The following is a 22,894-nucleotide window of genomic DNA, read 5'->3' as shown; positions in this document are numbered from 1 at the left end:
ATAGACATTCGTTAATCTACATATTTCTGTTTCTTTCTGGACTTTAGCATATCGCCAGTCCATCCCTTTGCTTTTAAGAACCAATATACGAGAATAGTCGAAAAGACGATCAGGAACAGCGCTCCAGCATAACCAAATTTCCATTTCAATTCTGGCATATTGTCAAAATTCATACCCCATAATGCACCCAATGCCATAACTGGCGTAAACAGTACTGTTATGACAGTAAGTGTCTTCATTATTTCATTGCCTCTAAAGGAAGAGACAACATCTTCAAAGTCAATCAAACCTCTGATTTCTTCTTCATAAGCTCGCACAAGGTTCTGACAGCGGTCGAATCGGTAATTTGTCCGCTTATAATGTATATTGTCTGTATACTTCTCCCCAAATGCTTCCACTACGCCAGTCTTAACCTCTACAAATGGAATCAAAAAGTTTTTCCATACTAATATTTCATGTCTGTTTTCTGCTATCTTATTAAGTAGTTTTGTGTCGTTGTTCTTCTTGACCTGCCAAAGGAGATCGTTCAATCTGACTTCATATTGATCCATTTTATGTAAGAAAGCTGAAATGATTTCACCAAGGAGTATCATGAATCCCTCAACCGCATTGTCCGCAATATGCATTTTCGCGAGGATCTCATCTTTGGTTGTCGTTGATAAAAGACTGAAATCAAGTGCTGTTGTCAAGAGCGTGTTCTCTTTTACGAAGAAGTGAAAAAGATGGCTTTCCTCCTCCTTGTCTGCTTCTTGCACATAGATAAGAGAGCCCCAAAGAGCCAATGAATTTTCATCGGTCGTTTCCATTTGCAGACTATTTGTGTCTGAAGCCTGTACATGTTCTAACCATTGTATATTCTGAGTGTACGGTTTTAACTCGTTCTCTCTCTCCATATCCTTCTTCCAATCGAGTTGCACCCACTCCCAAACAGCATCCGAAAAAGCGTGCTTCTCCATAATTCTCCCCTCCATTTTTCTTTTCTATTTCCCTTACAGTTGGTGGGATAACCCTCTCACTTCTTTCTATTTTCTAGAGAATCTTAGACCTTACTTCAGGGAGAAATCAGAATCTTTCAGTAAGAAACCCTTTACAAATCCAGCTATCTTTTTTACTATAGAGCTATCAATTGCATAAGCGACGCACTGGGGGAGCTGGTAACGGCTGAGAGGAATCATGTGATTCTGACCCTTTGAACTCGATCTGGATAATACCAGCGTGGGGAAGTGCAGCCAGAATTGTCCTATTCTTTTTGTATATTCTGCGACTGCGCCCTATGGTGCCGTCGCTTTTTATATGCAAAAAAATAGGAGGAATCATTATGGAAATACAAAATTATTGCGGAACTAGCCGGATTGCCGGCTGCAGTTTTTCGGTTTATCCGATGGCAGACAGATTCAAAGAAATCATTCTAGAGGCGCTGAGAACCGTAGATACGTCAAAAGTTTGGATTGAGACCGACGATGTCACAACATTAGTGCGTGGGAGAATTCCGCACGTATTCGATGTCACCTCTGCTATTTTCTTAGCAGCAGCTAAAGATGGTCATCATGTTGTGTTCAATGGTACATATTCAATTGGATGTCCCGGTGATTCTACTGGGGATGTCTATATGGCCGAGGACGAAACAAAGCTAAACCTTCCGAATGTAAAAGATATAAAGCTTGAGACAGCTTCCAAATTCTCGCTATATCCTTTGGGCGGCGGAAATTATATGGATACCATCTACAGTCAAATTGGAAACATGCGTTCCCACGGAATAACTGTTTCCAAGTCTCATTATTCCACTCGCCTTGATGGTAATAGTATTGATGTTTTTGAAGGTTTGGAGCATGTCTTTACTGAAACTGAAAACTCAGGTTCATCCCATACAGTTATGACAGTGACAATGTCAGCCAACAGTCCATCTGCAAAGGGTGGAATCAAATGAAAAACTGGAGAATGAAAGATATAGTCGTCATGGCAGCGCTCGCTGTCGTGTTCGGCATTGTTTATCTCCTATTCCTGCCAGTCAACGTCGTCATGATGGGACTAATCGGACCGATCGGAACTGATATAATCTTCGGGGTATGGTTCCTTGTCTCGATCGTAGCTGCTTATATCATCCAAAAACCCGGTGTTGCTCTTGTCTCGGAAACGATTGCCGGAGTTGTCGAAGTGCTGATTGGCAGCAGTGTCGGACCTATCGTTATTCTCTCTGCTGTCGTACAAGGTCTTGGAGCTGAAGCAGCATTTGCCCTGACACGCTATCGTTCTTATCATGTTCTTGTATTAATGGGTGCTGGTATTGGGGCTGCCATTACAAGTTTCATCTGGGGTTATTTCCGAGGTGGTTTTGTAGCTCTTGACCCTTCTTACGTTGTGCTTATGCTTGTTGTACGAATCATCAGTGGAGCTGTTATAAGTGGTTTGATCGGCAAAGCAATCAGTGAGGCGCTGGCGAAAACTGGCACATTGACGAGCTTCCCGCTCGGTAAAACATATCGCCAGCGAAAAGCAGGATGACACAGGCTCTACTGGAAGTTGACCAACTGACCGTCACATTTGAGGAAGAGAGCACGCCTACCTTAGATGATTTGAGTTTTACGGTCCAAGAAGGAGAAAGCATACTCCTGCTGGGACCAAGCGGGTCTGGAAAGAGCACACTCACATACTGTTTAAACGGGTTGTATCCAAAAGAACTGGATGGGAAGATGAGCGGTAGTATCTACTTCGCAGGATCCAAGATCGAGGACTTCAAAAGCGGAAAAATCAATTTAGAGGTTGGAACTGTATTTCAGGATCCAGAAACGCAATTCTGCATGCTGACAGTAGAGGATGAAATTGCCTTCGGCTTAGAAAATAAGAAAATATCTCCGGATTTGATGGAGTCAGAAATCGATCGAGTCCTCTCCCTTGTCGGTTTGCAGCATCGGAAAAAAGATCAAATCCACACCCTTTCCGGCGGGCAGAAACAGAAGCTGGCACTTGCAGCAGTTCTGGCACTGGAGCCTCGGTTGCTCATTTTAGATGAACCGACAGCTAATCTGGATCCGGCTGCGAGCAAGGACCTTGTTGAAACAATCCGTCACCTAAAAGAAGAGCAGGAGATCACACTTCTGATTATTGAGCACAACATTGACTACTGGCTGCCTATTATTAACCGGACGATGCTGCTGGACCAAGATGGATCATTATTCTTTGACGGAGACTTGAGTGAGGCAGTAAACATGTATGACGAGGAGCTACAGCAGCGCGGCATTTGGCTGCCAGAAGCAGCTCTTCTTGCCAAGCAAGCACAGCTTCCAAAGCCCTGGCCGCTTACAATTGACCTTCTCCCTCCTGATTTGCAGTTTCAGACGAAAACTTCAGAGGTTTTGCAGAAGAAAGAGCAAATCATTCAAGTGGAGAATGCTGTTTTTCGCAATAAAGAAAAGGTCTTGCTGGATATCCCTGCTCTTACTATTAAGCACGGAGAATTCCTGGCTATTACAGGGAAAAACGGCAGCGGAAAGACGCTTCTTTCCCGGCAAATTACTGGATTGCTGAAGCCCACAGCCGGAGATATCGAAGTTCTCGGAAAGAAGTTACGTCGTTGGAAAACAAATGAACTCTACCAGCAAATCGGTTATGTATTTCAAAATCCTGAGCATCAGTTTCTTACAGACTCTGTTTGGAATGAAATCGCCTTCGGACAGGCAGTAAACGCGGATGAAATTCAGAGGGTCTTGGAGGATATCCAGTTAGCTGCACAAGCCGATAAGCATCCATTCACCTTGAGCCAAGGTCAAAAACGACGGCTCAGTGTATCGACCATGCTTGTTCAAAAGCCTCAACTGCTCGTGCTTGATGAACCAACATTCGGTCAAGACAGCCATACTACTGAAGTACTGATGGATTTAATCTGGAGACATCATCAACGCGGGTGCACCATTGTCATGATTACACATGATATGGAACTGGTCGATCGTTTTGCTTCGCGCGTGTTGATTGTGGATCAAGGGCGTATAGTAGCAGATGACCAGCCTGCAGGAATTTGGAAGAGAAAAGATCTGTCAGACTATGGACTCTCCCTTCCCGCAAAAGAAGCTTATAATAAGCGGACACAGGAGGACAGTCTCTATGCATCATATTAATCCTAGCATCAAAGCAGGGACAGTGACGATAGCTGCGATCGTCATTGCTTTCCTCTTTGATCCATTGGCACTGCTTTTATACATTGGCTGGACGATTGCCGTTACATTGCTGTTTGGAAAGGTGCAAATCAAGAAGTATCTTCTATATCTGCTCCCTTTCACCCTTTTCGCAGTCGGCATGCTTGTGTCAACACTGCTGTTTGCAAAGACACCGGAGAATCCCTCCATCACGCAGCAGTTCCTCCTTTGGGAGCTACCGAGAGAAACCGTGCAAGATGCACTAGCCTTGGCTATCCGTGTATTCAGCTATAGCACGCTGTCCTTGCTATTTGTCCTGACGACAGATAAAGTGGCGTTTATTTTAAGTCTGATTCAACAGTGCCGTGTTTCACCAAAGCTGGCGTACGGTATTTTAGCTGGCTATCGCTTTTTGCCTTTATTAAAAGATGAGTTAACAACGATCCGCTCTGCACATCTTATTCGGGGAGCCAAAACGAAAACAAGCAGATTCAGCAGATATAAACAATACACGATTCCCCTGCTGGCAAGTGCGATCCGCAAAGCTGAACGAACTGCCATAGCCATGGAATCCAAAGGCTTCACAGGAGAAAGAGACCGCACATTTTACCGTACGTATAATACAAGTTGGACAGATTGGATATTTGCAGCCGTCATGCTTGGCGCCATTGCGCTATGTATCATTGTTTCCAAATCGTTTCAGTAGCAGGCAGAAGGGTTATAATGGAGAAAAAAGGAGAGATGAAGATGTGCGGCAGATTTACATTACTCACTCCCTGGGAAGAGCTCCTGCGAACCTATGATGCTGTCTCAGAGATGGAAGCATTAGAACCAAGCTACAATATCGCACCAACGCAGCAAATTGCAGCCGTCATTCATGACGGTAACAAACGACGGCTCGGAACACTGCGCTGGGGTCTCATCCCGCCATGGGCACCAGATAAAAAAATAGGCAGCAAAATGATCAACGCCAGAGCCGAAACTCTTCTGGAAAAACGCAGCTTCAAGAAAGGATTTCAGAAACAGCGCTGCCTTATTCCCGCCGACAGCTTCTACGAATGGAAAACAAAAGACGGTAAAAAGCAGCCCATGCGCATCCAGCGCAAAGATAAAACCCCTCTCACATTCGCTGGGCTATGGGAGAAATGGCAGGATGAAGATGGCAGCAACATCTTCACCTGCACCATCATCACAACCGAAGCAAACAGCTTCATGCAGCAGATCCATAACCGTATGCCGGTTATTCTCTCCGCTGCTTCTCAGGACATCTGGCTTGATCGGGAACTGCAAGACCCTGACAAACTGCTGCCATTGCTGAAACCTTATTCCGAGGAATTGACTGCTTACCCTGTCTCGACGCTGGTGAATTCGCCGAGGAATAATAGTGAGGAATTGATCAATCCATTGTGAAAGGAGCATGCCGGGGGCATGCTTTTTTTTACAGTAAATTGCATACTCAATATATTGGCCTAGAATCTTTTTGGATCAAATGGAGTTTCCTCTAAAATTAGTTTAACTTCAGATTTAGGTACCCATCCAAGCCATGTATCTCTATCTATTCTAGGCAGCTTCAATTCCTCTCCTATTAGTAATGAACCAGTGCTAACCTGGTATTTATCATTTCTTTCCTTTAAAACTTCAACTTTTTTACCTTGAATATCTCCGTAGACTTGTATCTTTACACAATCTTTTAATTCATTTGGTTCTACTACTTTTGTGTAAACGCCACTCTGATACTTATCTACAAAAGTATCATCAATCTTACTTTTATCCTGAGTTAGTATCTTTAAGTTGCCATCCATATCTTTAGTTAATTTGTACTCTGTATAGTTTAATTTCCCGTAGTAACCCCTTTTCAATAACAACACCTTTTCGTTTTCATTCTATTATTTTATGCATCCTACATTTATGTTTCGATACTAATTGTTCTTCTATGCTGTTCTAACACAAGTTCATATAAACAATGAAAAGCGTCCGACTCATTCTTATATTCCTTAATAATATAGTGTCCTAGCCGTTCACGAGTTTTATACACTTTCCATACTCCTCCATCAAAACAACACCCCATCACATAAGGTGCATCTGTAATAAAGTCCAACTCAATCTGATACTCACCTAAATTTAGATCGTTATCTTGAATTTTCCTTTTAAAATCAGCCTTAATCATAAATCACCTCATAAGTTTGTTTTAAGTCTTTAAAAAAGTTACATACAATAATCAAGAACTATTATCTACACCGATATCCCAAATAAAGAATGTAAGATATTCAGATACCTTAAAAGTTTTTGTTTTACATGAACTAATGAAAGTGAACCTCACAAATTACTATAACTGATATTAGAAAATGACTTCCAAGTTTGAATTATCTCATCTACTCTTCCAGATATACACGAAGATAAAATTCATCCTTATCCCTCAAATTCATCATATACTTTTGGCCAAGAGGTACATCCCTTGTATAAAGCATTATTTGATTTCCTTCTATAAAGGAACAAAGAAAAATATCACCCAAGTCCATCGACAAATTATCGTACTTGGTTAATATAAAAATAAACCTTGAAAGTTAAAGAACAATCAAGGTTTATTTCTCATTTAGAATTACATTAAAATAATGTTTTTTATTTCATTGATAATCGCATCATCTTTATTTATCCACTTCTGATAGATACCGTTATCTATAAGATTCATGCTTAATTTTTCCCAAATCTTATAATCACCAGTCATAGTAACAATGGATATCATATCACCTTTTGTTTCAACTACTTCAAATTTATTACCCTTATAAGTAGCTTCTATCCGTTTCTTATAAATTTGTTCGATTTCATTTTGATGGACATACTTATATATATAGTATTATCGGCAATCGTTTTCTTATCAAATTCAAATAATTCATCCGTGAATCTTTCTGAACGTAAAATAATCCGTCCATCTGCTTTAATACCTGCAGCATATTCTGTTCCGTTATATAATGCAAAGATATTATTTCTCATGTTCACCCCATACTCAATTCTAAAGTCCCTAAATTCTTTTCAAAGAAATCTTCAACCTAAAAGATATAATGTCTTTAGAGTTTCTATAAAATCAGAATCCGTTTTTACCTCAATTACATCTATAAGATCATAAAATAGCTTTAATTTTAAAGAAAAATTAAATTGAACGCCCGCAGCACTATTTAATTTTCTTGATTTATCTATATAAACTTTTGAGTCACTCTTTCCAAGAAACAATACATTATACCTATCATTTGAGCTTTTTTCTAAAATTATTCTATTTGGCTTTAGTACTAAAAAAGAATAATATTGCTCATCTAAATTGTTTTTGAATATCTTTTGAATATAATTTAATGATGATGCATTCTCAATCTCATTATGAACATTTACATCATATTTTCTTACTTCCAACTTATTCTTTGAAAAGATATATAATGCCAATATTGATTTATATTCATCTGTAAATTCATCTACTTTGTATTCATTTCCTCTAACAACTTCAAATATTTCATAAAAATTACTTACTTTATTTAAGGTTAACTTAATAGTAGTTTCAGGATAATTCTCTCCATTCAATGATGCAACACAAATAATATCTTTATCTCTTTGAATTACTTTGAATTCACTATTAATTAAATTATATACACCACTTAAGTCCATATTTTATACTCCTTTATGTAGTGGCTACTATGTTCTGGAGTAAGGTCTAGATTAATAATTTAAATTGCTATCCTTCACCTTACTGATCTCAATCAAATTGCTTCCTAACTAATTGCAATAGAAGCATGCAATTGACATACTCCTTTTACCAATTCAGTTTTTATTGTTTAGCAGAGAAAATATCTTTATTTTCCATCAGTGCAGAAGAAAAGAAATCCTAAACTGACTACTTATACTAATTGTTGCGTCAAAGTATACTAAAGTCACCTTCTAATTAAGAAGTTAAGTGAATCTACGTTTAGTCAATTTAATTTTTTCTTTTCTTCATAGATTTCTACTTCTGACTTAGGTACGGCTTTTATAAATTCATTCTTATTGATTTGATTCATACTGTAAGAATTAGCTAAATCTGAATCATTCGTATACAATTCTATTTGGTGGTCTTCAATAACACGAGTAACTAAGAGAATACCACCTTTGTACACTGCATAAGTATCAATAGTATATACACTTTCTAACTCCTTCAAATTTACTTTCTTATAAAAGTATAAATGAAGCATCTATTTTCATTCTATCTTTTGTAACAATCTCATGGGTTCCATCTGATCTATGGTTTAAACGAAATTCATAACCATTGTATTCGCAATACACACCTCTTCTAATCATGATAATTCCTCCTAATTCTGCACCTTTGTGAATCTTTCTAATCTGTCACCGTAAACCCCTACGAGAGTTTCCTTTCCATCTATAACGGAATATAATTCTGCTCCATTCTGCGGTTTCATAAAGCCGCTTGCCTCGTATTCTGGTATTAAACTACCATCTCTTGCAGTTGTAAACCCGTTTCTCGTTTGTGGATAGCTAATATTTTCTCTAGCATAAGATGAATTACTTAATGAAGTTGAGTGAGGTATTTCCATTCTTTCGTCTTCCTTTGTCTTAAATAGAAGGAAAACCGCAGCATTGTTCAACCTATTAAGCAAAAAGAGCATACCTTCTTAGGCATACTCTATTATTCTTTAATTGTTAAGTTGTAATATCCTTTCTTTCCTCGATAATTGTTACATCATCCTTAGAAATCCACTTTTCATAATAATATTTGTCAGTTCTTTCAAAATTGAGCTGTTCAGCCAATATACTGTCTGTTGTACCAATAAGTACTTTTCCATTTAACTCTGACGTACTTACTCCAAATTTGTGTCCTTTATAATTTACATAAGACTCTATCTTATAGTATTCACTCAGTTCATTCTGGTTTATTTCTTTTGTGTAGACACCACTGTTATAAAGATCTACAAAATCACTTGTAGTTTTAGATAAATCATCTGTCATTATCAGAAATCTATTTTGCATATCTCTAGTTACCTCATACTCTATGCCTTTGTATTTACCAAAGTACCCTTTTTTCACCATAGTAATACCTCCATCATTTGGTGGATACAAAAGATTTACCATTAAAAATACCCACTAATCGTTCGACACCATCTTCAACTACGTATAACTCTGCGCCAACTTTGGGTAAGCGCCGTTGATTAAATACCCACTCAGGAATCACCTCGTTATTTCTCGAACCTGTGAAACCATTTAGTGTACAAGGAGGGCCGTCATTATTAGTACCTCCTAATCTCTCTCCATATGGTATTCCTATATCATCCACATCATCTGATTTGAATTTAATTTTACCATAAGCGTTTCCGCCTTCAGGATATGGCCTTGATCCATCCCATGTAGTGTAATCTAACCTGAATGATTCAACCACATCCTCATAGTCTTTGATATGATCTACATCATCTAATTTGGCAACATAGCCCCCGATTTCTTTGTAACTACCATCCAAATATTTATCAACGTCAGAGATTGGGATTGTCTTTTGTAAATAAGTATCAGATGTTGGATGAGGAATCGCATCACGTATAGCCTTAATAGTTTTCAACTCTTCGTCTGTTAATTCTGCTACAGGTTTGAGCTTAAGTTGTTGGAAATCATTATATGTTAAACTGTAATCACCGATATTTTCTTCTAAATATCTTTTATAACTAACTGGAATATTACTAATATCATTATTAACTTTAGAATTGATTTTCCCTTGATATGATATAAAATCACTTGTGCTCGATATAACTTCACCTGAGCTTGAATTATTAAGCCCAGGATTTGAAGTGCCTTTCCCCATTAAGATAGGTTCTGTATTCCCTGCTGTTAATTGCTCAGCACCAGCCACCATCTGCAACTCTTGCACTTTATCCTGTTCCTTCACAGCCCATTGACTATTACGAAGTCTATTAGCCGTCTGCTTATTTGCATGTTCTGTCAGACTGACAACATTATCTGCTTGTCCTGCTGCACTTCCCGTACTAGGTGTTTTCGCATGCAGTCTTTCTGCTGGAATTTTCAACTCGATTACGTTATCGACTTGTTTCACCGCTGAGTTCGTTTTATTTATTTTGCTTGCAGATTGCCCCACATCAATTACCTTACTGGTCGTACGAGCAGTCCCGGTAAAGGTTGTGACAGCTTTTCCAACTGGCAGTATGTCAATAGGTGCGAGTATACCTCGCGTCCAGCGTTCCGTGGTATCCAGCTCTCGGCCGGAAGCCCAGTCTTTTCCTGAGATCGCACTACCCATTTCCACCGTCGCATAAGCTGCTCCTAATACTGCACCAGCAGGCGGACATACAACTGTTACGCCAACGATGACGACGAGGGCTGCTATGTTTACCCAAAACTCTTTTGTAAACTGTCCATCCTCGATTGATTCATATTCAAAGGCTCGCGTATTAACGGCAGCAGTGCGGTAATCCTCATAGCTTATATCTTCATCCGGATTCTGTACCTTCCATTCCTCAAATGATGCTTTGATCTGCTCAGCGTAATAGTTATCCCCGCTTAGTATATCATCCATGGTGATTTCTGTTTTCTCTGTCGTGTATTCCTGATAGGATCCGTAATAAGAGATTGGAATTGTTTCGGTTGCACCGATATGGTTCTTGGTCGTATAGTTGGATATGGAAGAATCACGAACTTTCTGGACAAATTCATCTATGTCTTCATAAAAAGGCTGATCTATTTTGTCCTCCACGATATCTCCAACACTTCCACTATAATCTTCTAATACTTTGAAGTCCTCAAACAAGCGCTGATACTTATCTTTATCGCTTGTATAAGAGAACGAGACAACACCGTCAGAATCATACTTCGCTACCTTCTCGCTTGCTTCGTCCAAGTTGTCCGTAATATCCTTCATCGTATCGATCATGCCCTTGCCCCAAGCACCAAGTCCGATCAGGTTGCGCAGGCTGTCCCTTGTTTTTTCCCATTGACTGCTCCGATATTTAACGTCCAAGCTTTACACCTCCAATGCATCAATGATTTTCAAAGCGATCGCTTCGTCTGTTTCGATCATCGTGTTCAGAGTATCAATTACCAAGGAGGAAATACGTGCATAATGATCCTGTAGCTCCAAGAACTTATCATTCGCTTCCGGATAAGCCTCGATAGCCTCCATTGCCTTTCCTTCTTGATAGAATTTTGTATTTTTTATGTTCTCAATCGCTGGTACAGCATTAGACTGTAAATCTTCCATAATAGCGATGAGCTGCTTATAAATATCAGTGATCTCTATCGGATCGACCGTGATTGCTCCACTGCCTGCCATTTACCTTAACCCCACTTTCTGCCGATACGGGAAGTCCAGCGCATCGAACAAGACTTTCAAGAACCAGTATTGGCTCGCTTGGTAATACTGCTTCTGCGTCGTATCAATCATGATCAGTCTGTCCTCTTTTGAAAGCACAAGCCATTGCTGATAATGATTTGGGTTCGTGCTGATTTGCGGTTTCACACGAGGATGGAATAGCTCTATATTGACGATATCGTTCGTCACATCCAGTTCTTTAATAGCTTCCCTATCCTCAGCCGACAGCTCTCGTTGCAGGAAATTCTTTTCCGCTTCAACTGGTTCACGATTCAGCAGTGGTATTTTCTCTCCAAGCAGTTTCAGGACAAGTGGTTTGTCCATGACGTAAAGTTTGTAGGTCTTATCAGCTGTTTCAGCAAGGATGATGACTTCTTCCGCTTCTTTTTCCTTGAAAGCAAACATCAGGTTGTTGATCCGGACATATTTCTGGCTAAAAAAGTATGTATACAAGGTCTTAATAATGACACCGCCAGATTTTGTAAGAGAACCTTCCTTATCAAAAACGCCTTTATTTTTAAGCTTTGCATATGCCTGACTCCACGGTTCTTCTCCCTGAAGCTGATAAAGTTTTTTATCGGGCAAGCCAAATAGAGCTTCTGCATCAAACGCTGCAGCTAGCAAATACAGTTCGGTAACATCAAAAGTATCCTTATCCGTCTGGGTCATAGACTTTTCACTTCCTTCACCAATTTGTCGTTTTGGAAGTCTGCCTGATAATCAGCGATATTGTCTAGTGCCTTCTTTTGCAGGGAAGCTGCATCCTTAAGATCAGCATGATACTGAAGAAGCAGCTCCAAGTAGGCAAGGAAGCTGTCACGCGACTTCCCTTCCCACTTTGAACCCTGTACAAGGGAAAGCAGAGCTTCCCCTTGAGAATAGGTATTATCCAGAGATTCTTTCAGCTTTGCTGCTGATGATTTGGCTGTGTCCAATTCAGCTTGATCAATAATCACATCCTTCGCCACGCTTTAGTCCTCCTTCGCCTCGTCCATTGCTTTTCGTTTGTAATGAAGATACCGTTCGTATGCCCTGTCACTAGCCGTAACAAGCTTACTGCGGTGTTCTTTTTCGTCATCCAAGTAATCTGTCAGCTTTTTGTTAAGTCGTTCTTGTGCTGGAATGAAGTCACTACTTGGAATAGCATCTTCCGTCATACATGGTGTGCTTCCTTTATAAGATGAAAAATAGGACTCCGCTTCACTGACCAATTTGTCATGTTCCGTCTTTGCATCCTCGAGCTTATGGTACAGCTTTAAGTACTCATCCCTTTTCGCTTCCGTATCTGTTTTAAACCATAAAAACGACATGTCTCTACTCCTTTCTTAGCATAAGGACGTTGAAGTTAAGTCTCATTCCGTGATTTTCACTTTCACATGCTGATGATCCATGGCTACATAGCATTCGTACGGTTCAGGGTATTTCTCCTGGCGGATAAAAGGCTGTTTGAAGATATCCTGATCGCCTAAGCGCATACCAACGAGACCGAAGATAGCTTGGCTGCGAAGATACTTTGGTACTTGTTCATAGCTCATGCCAAGATAGTTGTAGTCACTGCAGATAATAAAGTGAATGCCAGTTTTGCCGCCTCGTTCCATCATGAGGGTCGCTTCTTCAAGCGTTAATCCAGCGCGTTCGGTGAAGTCCTGCAGGTCTGTAATTACGACAATCCATTTAGATTCCACTATTCCTTCTGCATTTCGCTGTTTGATTTCATTGATAATTTCATTTTTGATTGCGGCTATTCCAATACTTTCGGAAACATAAGCCTGCATATCTTTCCCGATGTTTTCCAGATCCTTATCAGCTGTATCTATTAGAATCGTTTGATAAACATCTTTCAGTAAGGTGACGTTCTTAGCGACAGATCTGATCATACGATCCAATCCATCTTTCCGGTCGCTGACAACTGTCATGTGATCATATTGCGCTGGATTATAGGCAACAGGCAATACTTCTTCAAAATCAAGCCCAAGCGGCACTTTCCTCTCATCCACAATCCGTTTGGTACGGCGCTGCTCTTTGAATTCCTGGAAGTCGACGACACCTTCTGGCATCATCGGAATAGCATCAGGATAATCTCCATCCCATACTTCGTTCATGTCTTTGGCTAAATCTTGAATTCGATCAAGGATTTCCAATGCTTCTTCCCCGTGTTCAGGCAGCATGGTCTGGAATAATGCTGGTTCTTCCATTTTCACAAGTCCTCGACCTGCGATTTCTTCAATTTCAATGTCAGTGCGACCTACGATTGATCTTGCTTCGTTGGACTCGATCAGGTATAAAGCGATTTGTGTCTTGATATTCGACAGTAAAGGCATGCGCATAGCACTTTGGCGGCCGGCACTGATAATCAGATGAATACCGATGCTGGCACCTTCTCGGGCAATCTGTGTGATGACTTTCTCGAAATCGTCACCAAAATCACTGTCTCTGACAGACTCATAGTTATCGATCACAATACAGATATTCGGCACAGTCTCTCCGCTTGCCTTTTCAAACAAGCCTATGTTCGCCACGCTGTACTGGCTCAGCTTTTGTTTACGCAGCTTCATTACTCCAGTAAGCATCCGGATTAATTTGCCTACTTTCTCGACTTGATCGACGAGGAACGTATCCGCAACATGCGGCAGATTCTTCAGTGGCAGCAATCCATTCGTACCAAAGTCAAGCAAGTACACATGCAGATGTTCCGGATTATGCTGTCTAACCAAATCCATGACAACTGTCTGCAGGAATGTTGACTTCCCGTATCCAGGACTTGCAAATACAGCGATATGCCCATCTTTCGATAAGTTCAGTGTAAGAGGAACCTGCTGCTGCATTTCCGGCTGATCGAGTAAACCAATCACCAACTCCAAAGGTTTTTTTGGTTCTTTCCATGCGTCGCGGAATACCACCGGGTGAAGTTCCGGTCCGAAAATTTTCTCTGGAAGAGGCGGTAGCCATGGGCGTGCTAACGGCTCTATCTGCTGCTGCTCCGTGTAATCAGCAATATGATCAATGACAGCATCGAGCTCTGATGGAATTTTTTCGATAGACTCTTTCTGCTCCAGTCCGCTTAAATCTTCCGTCAGAATATCGTATTGACCAAGGTCATTGATGCTATAAATTGTAAGATCTACATGGTCTTCATCATTTTTATCTGGAATATAGTCTGCACCGCTCCATGCACTTTGGAACAGTTCATAAATTTCATTGTTACCGACCTGCAAATAAGAGCGACCCGGCAGTGTAATTTCCGCTGCATCAGGTGTTTTGATAATTTCATTCGAATCGCTTGCATTCTGTACCTTCAATGCCAACTTGAACTTGGAGTTGGACCAAATTTGATCATCAACTACACCACTTGGTTTCTGTGTTGCAAGAATCAAGTGGATCCCTAAGGAACGTCCAATACGTGCTGTAGAAACGAGTTCCTTCATGAAATCAGGCTGTTCGGATTTCAATTCGGCGAACTCATCCGAAATAAGGAATAAATGCGGCATCGGTTCAGCTGCTTTTCCTTGTTTAAACAGCTTTTGATATTGGTTAATATGATTCACATTATACTCTCCGAAGAGGCGCTGTCTTTTCTGCAATTCTGCTTTAATCGAAGCCAAAGCACGCATCGATTGTGCACGATCCAGGTTGGTGATCGTTCCCATCAAATGTGGCAGTTTACGGAACAGATTCGCCATTCCTCCTCCTTTGTAATCAATCAGAAGGAATGCGACTTCATAAGGGTGGAAGTTTACAGCTAGCGAAAGGATATAAGACTGGATGATCTCTGATTTACCAGATCCTGTCGTACCCGCCACCAATCCGTGCGGACCGTGTGCTTTCTCATGAAGGTTCAACTGGACAATATCTTCTTTTCCTCGCAGTCCAAGCGGTACAGCGAGTGTTTTGTATGTCTCATTCGTACGCCAGCGCGCTTGAATCGCTAATTCTTCTACCTTTTCTACACCATACATCTCCAAGAAGGTTACTTGTTCTGGAATAGAATTCTTCAAGTTTTGCAGATGGTTTAACGGAGCTAATGCTCGTGAGACAGCTTCTTTATTGAAATTCTTTGGAAAATGATCTGGTTTGAACGTCTTGTTGACGAGCTCAGCTTCTTCCAGAATGATTTTGCCATCATTGCTATCACGGATATCGATGACTGTTTTCACATGCTCTGGCAATGCTCGCATCACATCTTGAACGAAGACAAGTGATACACCGTATTGACTTGGATCTTCATTAAAGAATTCCATAATCGTATGATCCAGTATCAGCTTCTCATCAGTAATTAGCACAACATAATGTGGTGAGAAATAGAGTTTCTCATTTGAATTGCTTTTTTCATCAACTTGCAGCTTGCGCTCTTTCAGTACTTGATACAAGCTGTGCAGGACCTGATCACGGGAACGATCATGGTAGATAAAGCCGCGAACGTTAATGTCTCGCACACTTGCATGCGGCAGCCACCGCATCCAATCCCATTCTTTCTTTTCTTCTTCTGGAAAGATTGTAACGAATTGAAGATCATGATAGCTGTGGAATAAGGAAAGTTGCATCACTAACAGCTGAAGCTGTTCCAGTACAAGCTTTCTCTGCCCGATATAACCAACCGGCCCTTTCGTCAGTGATGTAATTACTGGGACATCATGCAATTCTTTGAACTGGTCGAGTAAATGTCTTGCTTCATCTACCAAATCATCTTGTTCCTGCGTGAATTCTTCCTCGTTGTAAGAAATTTCGAAGCTTGTATCCACTCTTCCTAATCCTGTACGGAAGTTCAAAAAATCATGATGGTAAGCTGTTTTCTCATAAATACGAGCCTCGGTTGCAGCTGCCATTTCAGATATCTTCTCCACATCAGGATAGTGGTAATGCAGTGCATGTCTCTGTTCTTCACTTGCATGATAAAGTTCCTTCGTTTTTCGCTTCAGATAGCGCTTATATGTTTCTTCCCTGTGTTTCATATCCGCTTTGTATTTGCGTACATTTTTTACATAAGACATGATGGAGAAGATGACCGTAACTAGAGTAGCGACTACCATTACGATTATGAATATACCACGTGGTTGAATCAGTGATATAACAATCAAAGCAGCTATCATAACAAGCGGAGGTACAATATTCCTCGCTAGCTGCTCACTCGGCTTACTTGGCTTACTGGCTGGTTTGGCAATCGTTCTTTTCTCTTCTGGTTCCCGGTAAATGATACGCGGAGAACGATGGTAGTCTGGGTACTCCCCGCCGTAGGGTTTTTCTTGACCAATCAGTTCTATCAAGGAGGCTTCGAGATCTCCATTTGTCTGAATTTCAATAGTGTCGCCATACACTGTCAGCAAGACGCCATCTGCGAATAATATATCTCCATCTTTCACCTGCGCATCATCTTTGAGCAAGCGGTAATTATGGTAGACATTTCCGCTTCGCAAATCTAAACGAAAGCCAGACACACCTGTTTCACGCAAAAGTACAAAATCGGCTTGCCAATGCTGTTTATTAATATCATTGTAATCCGCTGCACCAAATGTGACAGATTGTTGACCAGCAATATCAAACACGTTGTACTTTTTTGCATCAATTAAATTGAGCTGCAGTTCCCCTATTTGTTTAGCAGCGCGAATCTCTTCCTGCTGAAAGAATAGTTTCTGTCCGTCCCATTCCAGTTCTAGTTCAGTTGCCAGTCCGGCTATCGTCACCTGATTCTTGCGTCTATTCCCGATGATTACGGTCTGACCGGATTGTTCCGGCAAATGGCATTTATGCAGTTTATCTTTATATGCTACGAGCAGTGTTTTATGTGCCATCTATTCTTCTCCCTCTCTATGCACTCCATCCATCGCTGATAGACATCATTTCTCTTCTTCTTGCTTATTCTCATCATTATTTTCTTCTTGTGCGTTCTGCTGTTCCTCTGATGCAGCTTCATTACCAGAATCCTCACCAAGAGGATCTAAATTATATTCTTCCAGCAATTTATCAAGCTGATTTTGGAGATCTTCAACTTGTCTATCTCGTTCTGTTCCAGATAGATCTGGGTTGTTTTTCACTTGTTCGATCTTCTTGATCAATCCGTAGATGATCAGCTGCGGATCATCGATATATTTAGCCTTTTCCAAGGAAGTATCCAACTCACCACGGCCATTGTAAATCCAATAAAGCAGATAATCTTGGTCACTGTTCAAGGTTACATTCTTTAAAATCGATTCTTTTTCTTCGTCAGATAAAGCTTCTACCTGAATATAGGAATACGCCAGTGTATATTTTGTCTGGCTCGGCATCTTTTCCGGATCTTCATCTGCCAGAGTTGAAATCACGTCATTGTAATTGTCCGCTAGGAACTCACCGTGCGCTTCCAATTGCTTATCTTGGAAAGGGTCCTTGATCAGTGCAAAGTAAACAAGCGGCGCTGCCAGCAAAACACTAAGGATAATCATGATGATGGATAAACGTTTATATAATCTAAAACGTTTCGTTGGTAAGAAGCTCATCGTCTTATCTGTTTTTTTCTGTTCTTTTGCATAGCTCTCTTGCAAGAATTGTTTTATGTCTTCGATTGTTTCAAGCTTTTGGATCTTCTTCTCAAAATCTGATTCATTTGCATTCTCAAGGGAACCATGATAAAGCTGATCGAATGAATATTTCTTAGAGAACATTGCGATGCTCATGCATTTGTACTGTTTAAGGAATGTCTCTGACTGCATATCGAATGGGGGTACGATATCACGGACACCGCGGTGGATCACTTGCGGCATTAAATTCTCATCGAAGACGAGATTGTCAGGATGAAGGAAAATCGTGATCCGACTGGTAAGGAAACGTTCAAGTTTGCCAATATTACTCAGAATGCGCAGTTTATCATCCTGACGCAGCTTTTGGACGTCAGACCACTTTTTATGATTGGGATTGGTGTTGTAGATGAAAACTAAAGTATCTTCCTCTTCTTGTACCTCCATTGGTACAAACTGATCGGAAGGTTGGTGCATCAAATGCAGCTGCCGAATATCATTTACCGAGGTTTGAGATTTGGGCATTGTTATCCGGATTGCTTGTTTATCCTGCTGCAGGGTATATGTAGCGTTATCCAATTCTATTTTTCTCTCATTCATGTTTTGCTGGCTCCTTCACAATTAGCACAGATGGCTCTTTATATTACAAGACTACTAGTACATCGCCGTCTGTGACTGGATAGTCTCTTAGATAGTCATCATCCGCCAGGACAAGATGCTTGGTCACGATCTTGATCGTGGAATGGATGTTATTTGATTCGATATGCAATGTATCCATCACATGATGAAGCAGCTGCTTCACCGTCAATTGAGTGGGAATACGTAAGTCATATACAGATCCTTCTCCGCTGACAGATTGTAGATCCATCGTGACGTTAATATGTTTCGTGTTTGCCATCGTCTTTCTCCTAGTCTAATAATTTTCGCATCATCATATACAAGCCGATGCATAACGCGAGCGCTATCCCGATCAGGAAGTAAAGTACTCCGTTTCCGGAATCCGTCTCCGTTTGATCTTCTGCCTTTTGACCACTGGCTGCTTCCGAGGTATAATCTGCGGTAAACAAGGTATCCTGCACTTCCTCTAATGGTGCTTGCTTGTTGATATCGAGTGTAAAAACACTATCTCGCAATGCTTCTACATCTTCCCTCTTAACGTCAGCTTTTTGCTGAATATCGTCTGTTGTTTCGTCATTGAACAGTCCGGGGAATACTTTTTCCTTCTCTGTTTCCCGGGTATCTGCCCCAACATCTTTATCCTTTTGTATACGGTCGATTTGCATCTGGAGACTTCCGCGTTCATTTTCCTCAGAATGACTTTCTGCTGATACCTCTATAGGTAGAAGTATCAGCAGAAAAATGGTGAATATGAACGCCAAATCAACCAGCTTCCGTTTGGTTGTCATCGGCATTATCTACTCCTTTATCCGATTGGTTAATGACCAATAGGTTGGCAAGGGCACCAATAGCTGCTGCAATGACCAGTGCAAAGATCGCAACAACGTAGTTAACCGAGCCTTCTACAATACGAAGCATGAATGTTTCCATGTACTGCAGAGGAGAAAACTTCTCAATTGTCGGGAATGCTGTGCTTGCTGTACCGATGGCATCTGTAAAGAATAGATACAGACTGAATATCGCCAGCAAGATGAACATCCCAATCATTTTCATTTGTCTTAACAAATATGTCGCTATCAACAGCATTGCCGTAATAAGCAGAGCCATGACAGCTGTCAATTGAAGCTTATTCAGATCGTCAATTGGCAAATAGTAACTGGATACGATACCAATAACGATACCTTCCAGCAGCCCAATACCAGCTGTAATGATTGTAATTGGTGCATGCTGCACCATCAGTGATGTATCAGATGCGAATTGGTCATCCTGTTTTCGTCTCATATGCAAAGTTGAGATGACATAAGCCGTAAAGAGAACGACAATGAAACTAATCAACACAAGATAATATGGCGTGAAGATTGTCTCGCTTTGAGCTGCAATCGTACCTTCATTGCTTGTTTGGACAGGATTGGAAAGGAAATCATAAAGATTCTCGTTCTGTCTGTCCCCGACTCGGCTATTTGCCAGCACTTCCGTGAAGTTCTCCGTGAAGTTCTGATCATCAGACAGCTTGTCTGTCAGATTGGAAGCAAGCGTCTCCGCATCGCTCACGAGTCCAGTACCGCTTTGTTCAATCTCTCTCGCTTGCGTATCAATGTTGTCAAATGTTTCATATACTTGGTCAGCTGTATTCGTATTGCTTTGTGCTTGCTCAGCTAATGACTGACTCGACATTAGAAGTGGCTGGAATTCACTGCCCAATGTCAGGACAGCTTCCTGTTCACCCTGTGCATTTGTTTGGATTTCTGTCTGACCCTCGAGAAGTGCCAGCACTTGATCACGCCATGCAGTCACATCCTCCAATGTCTGATTCACATTGTCATTCAAGACAGCTGCTTGCTCTGTCGTTGCAGCAACTTGGCCTGTTAATGTATCCGCATCTGCAATAGCTTGCTGCACCTGCGACTGGTAGTTGCTGACTTGCTGGCGGAAAGCTTCTGCCGGTGTTTGAAGCTGTTCTGTGACGCTGCCGGTGATTTGGCCTGTCATGTAATCTGCTAGAAGATCCTTGATGTCCTTTTTCTTAAATAAGTAAAATAGTGAGTTATTAGTAGCCAAATCATTTAAGCTTGCAGAACCGAAATTGTCTGGTAGTCCATGCAATCCGAAACCATAATAGCTCTCGTATAGTGAACCAAGTTCTTGATAAGCAGAGATTGAGTTTGTCACTGTACGAATTAAAGTCTCAGTCGTGTTATCCAAATCCTCTATAGGCGTACTGATTCGATGCTGAATGATGTTGTCTTTGATATACAACTTCTCTGGTTCATCTTTTTCTTCGTCATCTTCATCTGGTTTGTCAGTGCCTGGCTGTTCATCGGAATCACCTGGTTCTTCGTCTTCACCAGGTTCACTTGGCTGGTCTGTTCCTCCATCACCTGGGTTTTCTTCCTGATCATTTTCTGGCGGGGTTACTGGAGTTTCCGTCTCATCTTCATTAGACTCGTTTCCTTCATCAGGAGAGGTTTGATCATTCTCTCCATTTTCAGATGGTATGTCTACTGCTGGTGTATCTTCTTCAGTGACAGCACCTTCTTCAGCTGACTGATTCCCGTTATTTTTGACTTGTATCGTTGCAAGAAGGTTGCCAGTTGTAGCCTTATAAGCCAAATCATCTGGTTTATCTACATCTCCCAGGTCCTTCTGCTCGAGAGTCCAGCTCCAATTAATCGGCTTGTAAACATCGAAGCTTCCCTCGTCTTTCCGCAGGGTAAGGTTCACTTTAAATTCGCCCTCACGGTTAGCTGGTAATTTTACTTCCCCGTTCTTTATTGCATCAGTAAATCCTTGTTCCGCTTCACCTGGTAGCTGAATCCCTAGATGTTTAATAGTGAAACCTTCTGGAACTTGCAGTCGGAATAACTGGCCTTCTTTTTTATTTTCAGGAATGTTGACAGTATCTGTTACCTGAATACCTTCTTGAAGCTTCTCATTCAATCTGTCAAACTCATCTTTCAAAATTGTAGAAGGGTTCCGATCAATACTCACACTCTTATTTTCCCGATATTTTTCTGTCATTCGAATGACATTAGTAATCTCATTTACTGTACTATCCGGCAAGCCCACACCTTGAAAATCTTCAGTGTTCAAAGAAGGCAGCTTACCAATAGCTCGGTTGATTCTATTTAAAGCGACTTGATTAGGGTCTTCAAACAGCATATTGATATTCAACATCTGATCTTCATCAAGCTCTTTTTCAATCGTACTCCGGATTCTTCCTTCGATTTTACTCCGGAATTGCTCATTGCTCTCCGTAAGATACGCGTCAATATCCTGCTGAAGGGCTGCAACTCTTTCAGAGGAATCCTGCAGCTGCTGCTGTAAAGATACAGAACCGCTATAGATATTCGTTGTATTCAAAGATGTTGCCGGACGGACCATAACTGTATCTACAACACTTTGCTGACTTGCTGTGAATTGACGGTTGATTGCTTCATTCGTAGCAACTAGCTGATCCAGTCGCTGGTCCACTTCCCCAGCAGTCAATCCTTGACTGAATTGATTCATTTGATCTTGGAAGTTTACTAGATCTGTATTATTCGTTTCTTTTAAGTTCATTACTTCGTCCAGATTGCTAACGAAGTCCTCTCCAAGCTGAGATTCCTCAACAAGCTGATCTTCATAAGAAGCCAACAGCTCACCGAAACTTGTAAAGCTTTCTTTTGAAACTTCGGTATTATCTCTTACCATACCGAATTGGTCAGTGTAACCAGATAATGGCTGGAATACATTTGAGTTATAAGAATTCGTATATGCCGCTTGGCGGTTGACCATCTGACCGATGCTATCCTGCGCATTCTGCAAATTTCCGATGATGCTGGCAAAATACACATCAATAACTCTTCTGTTAAAATCATTCAAGATATCACTTGCTGTTTTCTCCGCCTCTTCTTTCAAACGCGGATTTTCTGATGCATTGATTTTATACTGCAGCACTACTTGTTCAGGTGCTTCAGCAGTTATGTTGAGTGATTTCTCTGAAAAGTCGTTAGGAATTACGATCATCATATCGTATGTATTATTCTTCAAGCCGCTTTCCGCAACTCCCCGACTTACGACGAACCACTCGTGGTTCTCATTTTCACTAACCGAACTTACAAAGGCATCACCGAAGGCTAGATCGGTTCCATTAAACGTAGAACCTTGGTCTTCATTGACAAGAGCAACCGACATATTTTGTGTTTGCGGCTGTTCTGCTGTCTTCGTCGTTTCCTGGTGCAAGGTTAAGTAAGATAAACCTGATGCTAACAGTACGATAAGTACTAAAAATAAAATCCATCTTTTATCAAACATCTTCAATGTATTATCAACTC

Annotated in this window: 24 protein-coding genes and 1 riboswitch; of the genes, 5 read left to right on the top strand and 19 right to left on the bottom strand. The window is 41.0% G+C overall.

Annotated features, from left to right (window positions below):
• Window positions 1-11: 11 nt before the first annotated feature.
• Window positions 12-956, bottom strand: a complete 945-nt coding sequence (locus CHH48_RS00530) for a magnesium transporter CorA family protein (RefSeq protein WP_176466495.1) — start codon at window positions 954-956, stop codon at window positions 12-14.
• A gap of 178 nt (window positions 957-1,134) precedes the next feature.
• A riboswitch (TPP riboswitch) is annotated at window positions 1,135-1,239 on the top strand.
• Window positions 1,240-1,318: 79 nt separating this feature from the next.
• On the opposite strand from CHH48_RS00530, the gene CHH48_RS00525 reads away from it, so the two are divergent.
• The 5 genes from CHH48_RS00525 to CHH48_RS00505 are packed head-to-tail and all read left to right on the top strand — an operon-like array spanning window position 1,319 to window position 5,540.
• Window positions 1,319-1,927 carry a YkoF family thiamine/hydroxymethylpyrimidine-binding protein gene (locus tag CHH48_RS00525; RefSeq protein ID WP_095217416.1) on the top strand — a complete coding sequence of 203 codons (609 nt, stop codon included), beginning with the start codon at window positions 1,319-1,321 and terminating at the stop codon, window positions 1,925-1,927.
• Complete coding sequence (locus CHH48_RS00520; protein ID WP_095217415.1) at window positions 1,924-2,502, top strand: ECF transporter S component; 579 nt, start codon at window positions 1,924-1,926, stop codon at window positions 2,500-2,502. The genes CHH48_RS00525 and CHH48_RS00520 overlap by 4 nt, the downstream gene beginning before the upstream one ends.
• Entirely contained in the window at window positions 2,499-4,112 is a 1,614-nt protein-coding gene (locus CHH48_RS00515) for an ABC transporter ATP-binding protein (protein WP_095217414.1), read from the top strand. The genes CHH48_RS00520 and CHH48_RS00515 overlap by 4 nt, the downstream gene beginning before the upstream one ends.
• Complete coding sequence (locus CHH48_RS00510; RefSeq protein ID WP_175074899.1) at window positions 4,099-4,836, top strand: energy-coupling factor transporter transmembrane component T family protein; 738 nt, start codon at window positions 4,099-4,101, stop codon at window positions 4,834-4,836. The genes CHH48_RS00515 and CHH48_RS00510 overlap by 14 nt, the downstream gene beginning before the upstream one ends.
• 41 nt (window positions 4,837-4,877) lie before the next feature.
• Window positions 4,878-5,540, top strand: coding sequence for an SOS response-associated peptidase (locus tag CHH48_RS00505; protein WP_095217448.1), 663 nt, complete (start codon window positions 4,878-4,880; stop codon window positions 5,538-5,540).
• 59 nt (window positions 5,541-5,599) lie between these two features.
• On the opposite strand, the gene CHH48_RS00500 is transcribed toward CHH48_RS00505, so the two are convergent.
• The 18 genes from CHH48_RS00500 to esaA form a co-directional block, all read right to left on the bottom strand.
• Window positions 5,600-5,998 (bottom strand): hypothetical protein, encoded by a 399-nt coding sequence (locus CHH48_RS00500; RefSeq protein WP_245840422.1) that lies wholly within the window; start codon window positions 5,996-5,998, stop codon window positions 5,600-5,602.
• A 38-nt stretch (window positions 5,999-6,036) separates the two neighbouring features.
• A complete protein-coding gene (locus tag CHH48_RS00495; protein ID WP_095217412.1) occupies window positions 6,037-6,297 on the bottom strand; it encodes a hypothetical protein in 261 nt (86 codons plus the stop codon).
• Between the two features lie 626 nt (window positions 6,298-6,923).
• Window positions 6,924-7,121 carry a hypothetical protein gene (locus CHH48_RS00490; protein WP_095217411.1) on the bottom strand — a complete coding sequence of 66 codons (198 nt, stop codon included), beginning with the start codon at window positions 7,119-7,121 and terminating at the stop codon, window positions 6,924-6,926.
• 51 nt (window positions 7,122-7,172) lie between these two features.
• A complete protein-coding gene (locus tag CHH48_RS00485; protein ID WP_095267084.1) occupies window positions 7,173-7,781 on the bottom strand; it encodes a hypothetical protein in 609 nt (202 codons plus the stop codon).
• A gap of 302 nt (window positions 7,782-8,083) precedes the next feature.
• A complete protein-coding gene (locus CHH48_RS00480; RefSeq protein WP_141230037.1) occupies window positions 8,084-8,308 on the bottom strand; it encodes a hypothetical protein in 225 nt (74 codons plus the stop codon).
• Between the two features lie 10 nt (window positions 8,309-8,318).
• Window positions 8,319-8,447, bottom strand: a complete 129-nt coding sequence (locus tag CHH48_RS19680; protein WP_255212153.1) for a hypothetical protein — start codon at window positions 8,445-8,447, stop codon at window positions 8,319-8,321.
• 11 nt (window positions 8,448-8,458) lie between these two features.
• On the bottom strand, window positions 8,459-8,701 hold the full coding sequence (locus CHH48_RS00475) for a hypothetical protein (protein WP_141230036.1): 243 nt from the start codon (window positions 8,699-8,701) through the stop codon (window positions 8,459-8,461).
• A gap of 106 nt (window positions 8,702-8,807) precedes the next feature.
• A complete protein-coding gene (locus CHH48_RS00470) occupies window positions 8,808-9,194 on the bottom strand; it encodes a hypothetical protein (protein ID WP_095217406.1) in 387 nt (128 codons plus the stop codon).
• 13 nt (window positions 9,195-9,207) lie between these two features.
• Window positions 9,208-11,124 (bottom strand): hypothetical protein, encoded by a 1,917-nt coding sequence (locus CHH48_RS00465; RefSeq protein WP_095217405.1) that lies wholly within the window; start codon window positions 11,122-11,124, stop codon window positions 9,208-9,210.
• Between the two features lie 3 nt (window positions 11,125-11,127).
• The gene (locus CHH48_RS00460) at window positions 11,128-11,436 is read right to left on the bottom strand and encodes a hypothetical protein (protein WP_095217404.1); all 309 of its coding nucleotides are present in this window, start codon (window positions 11,434-11,436) and stop codon (window positions 11,128-11,130) included.
• A complete protein-coding gene (locus tag CHH48_RS00455) occupies window positions 11,437-12,144 on the bottom strand; it encodes a DUF5081 family protein (protein WP_095217403.1) in 708 nt (235 codons plus the stop codon).
• Window positions 12,141-12,443, bottom strand: coding sequence for a WXG100 family type VII secretion target (locus CHH48_RS00450; protein WP_095217402.1), 303 nt, complete (start codon window positions 12,441-12,443; stop codon window positions 12,141-12,143). The genes CHH48_RS00455 and CHH48_RS00450 overlap by 4 nt, the downstream gene beginning before the upstream one ends.
• 3 nt (window positions 12,444-12,446) lie before the next feature.
• Window positions 12,447-12,785 carry a chorismate synthase gene (locus CHH48_RS00445; protein WP_095217401.1) on the bottom strand — a complete coding sequence of 113 codons (339 nt, stop codon included), beginning with the start codon at window positions 12,783-12,785 and terminating at the stop codon, window positions 12,447-12,449.
• A gap of 42 nt (window positions 12,786-12,827) precedes the next feature.
• Window positions 12,828-17,261, bottom strand: a complete 4,434-nt coding sequence (essC, locus tag CHH48_RS00440) for a type VII secretion protein EssC (RefSeq protein WP_095217400.1) — start codon at window positions 17,259-17,261, stop codon at window positions 12,828-12,830.
• A gap of 45 nt (window positions 17,262-17,306) precedes the next feature.
• Window positions 17,307-18,563, bottom strand: a complete 1,257-nt coding sequence (gene essB, locus CHH48_RS00435) for a type VII secretion protein EssB (RefSeq protein ID WP_095217399.1) — start codon at window positions 18,561-18,563, stop codon at window positions 17,307-17,309.
• A gap of 43 nt (window positions 18,564-18,606) precedes the next feature.
• Window positions 18,607-18,861: an EsaB/YukD family protein gene (locus CHH48_RS00430; protein ID WP_095217398.1), complete on the bottom strand. Its 255-nt coding sequence runs from the start codon at window positions 18,859-18,861 to the stop codon at window positions 18,607-18,609.
• 10 nt (window positions 18,862-18,871) lie between these two features.
• Window positions 18,872-19,369: a type VII secretion protein EssA gene (gene essA / locus CHH48_RS00425; protein ID WP_176466493.1), complete on the bottom strand. Its 498-nt coding sequence runs from the start codon at window positions 19,367-19,369 to the stop codon at window positions 18,872-18,874.
• Entirely contained in the window at window positions 19,344-22,874 is a 3,531-nt protein-coding gene (esaA, locus tag CHH48_RS00420) for a type VII secretion protein EsaA (protein ID WP_245840421.1), read from the bottom strand. The genes essA and esaA overlap by 26 nt, the downstream gene beginning before the upstream one ends.
• Window positions 22,875-22,894 lie beyond the last annotated feature (20 nt).

This window comes from Terribacillus saccharophilus, assembly GCF_002272075.1.
In the GTDB taxonomy this organism is placed as follows: Bacteria; Bacillota; Bacilli; order Bacillales; family Amphibacillaceae; genus Terribacillus; species Terribacillus saccharophilus_A.
This window is presented reverse-complemented; position numbering and strand designations above follow the sequence as displayed.

Bases quoted from the DNA above. Each gene is read 5' to 3' on its own strand.
- esaA (WP_245840421.1), bottom strand. From the start codon at position 22,874: ATGTTTGATAAAAGATGGATTTTATTTTTAGTACTTATCGTACTGTTA.
- CHH48_RS00510 (WP_175074899.1), top strand. From the start codon at position 4,099: ATGCATCATATTAATCCTAGCATCAAAGCAGGGACAGTGACGATAGCT.
- CHH48_RS00445 (WP_095217401.1), bottom strand. From the start codon at position 12,785: ATGTCGTTTTTATGGTTTAAAACAGATACGGAAGCGAAAAGGGATGAG.
- essC (WP_095217400.1), bottom strand. From the start codon at position 17,261: ATGGCACATAAAACACTGCTCGTAGCATATAAAGATAAACTGCATAAA.
- CHH48_RS19680 (WP_255212153.1), bottom strand. From the start codon at position 8,447: ATGATTAGAAGAGGTGTGTATTGCGAATACAATGGTTATGAATTTCGT.
- CHH48_RS00530 (WP_176466495.1), bottom strand. From the start codon at position 956: ATGGAGAAGCACGCTTTTTCGGATGCTGTTTGGGAGTGGGTGCAACTC.
- CHH48_RS00490 (WP_095217411.1), bottom strand. From the start codon at position 7,121: ATGAGAAATAATATCTTTGCATTATATAACGGAACAGAATATGCTGCA.
- CHH48_RS00470 (WP_095217406.1), bottom strand. From the start codon at position 9,194: ATGGTGAAAAAAGGGTACTTTGGTAAATACAAAGGCATAGAGTATGAG.
- CHH48_RS00485 (WP_095267084.1), bottom strand. From the start codon at position 7,781: ATGGACTTAAGTGGTGTATATAATTTAATTAATAGTGAATTCAAAGTA.
- CHH48_RS00475 (WP_141230036.1), bottom strand. From the start codon at position 8,701: ATGGAAATACCTCACTCAACTTCATTAAGTAATTCATCTTATGCTAGA.
- essB (WP_095217399.1), bottom strand. From the start codon at position 18,563: ATGAATGAGAGAAAAATAGAATTGGATAACGCTACATATACCCTGCAG.
- CHH48_RS00455 (WP_095217403.1), bottom strand. From the start codon at position 12,144: ATGACCCAGACGGATAAGGATACTTTTGATGTTACCGAACTGTATTTG.
- CHH48_RS00525 (WP_095217416.1), top strand. From the start codon at position 1,319: ATGGAAATACAAAATTATTGCGGAACTAGCCGGATTGCCGGCTGCAGT.
- CHH48_RS00430 (WP_095217398.1), bottom strand. From the start codon at position 18,861: ATGGCAAACACGAAACATATTAACGTCACGATGGATCTACAATCTGTC.
- CHH48_RS00520 (WP_095217415.1), top strand. From the start codon at position 1,924: ATGAAAAACTGGAGAATGAAAGATATAGTCGTCATGGCAGCGCTCGCT.
- CHH48_RS00460 (WP_095217404.1), bottom strand. From the start codon at position 11,436: ATGGCAGGCAGTGGAGCAATCACGGTCGATCCGATAGAGATCACTGAT.
- CHH48_RS00515 (WP_095217414.1), top strand. From the start codon at position 2,499: ATGACACAGGCTCTACTGGAAGTTGACCAACTGACCGTCACATTTGAG.
- CHH48_RS00495 (WP_095217412.1), bottom strand. From the start codon at position 6,297: ATGATTAAGGCTGATTTTAAAAGGAAAATTCAAGATAACGATCTAAAT.
- essA (WP_176466493.1), bottom strand. From the start codon at position 19,369: ATGACAACCAAACGGAAGCTGGTTGATTTGGCGTTCATATTCACCATT.
- CHH48_RS00505 (WP_095217448.1), top strand. From the start codon at position 4,878: ATGTGCGGCAGATTTACATTACTCACTCCCTGGGAAGAGCTCCTGCGA.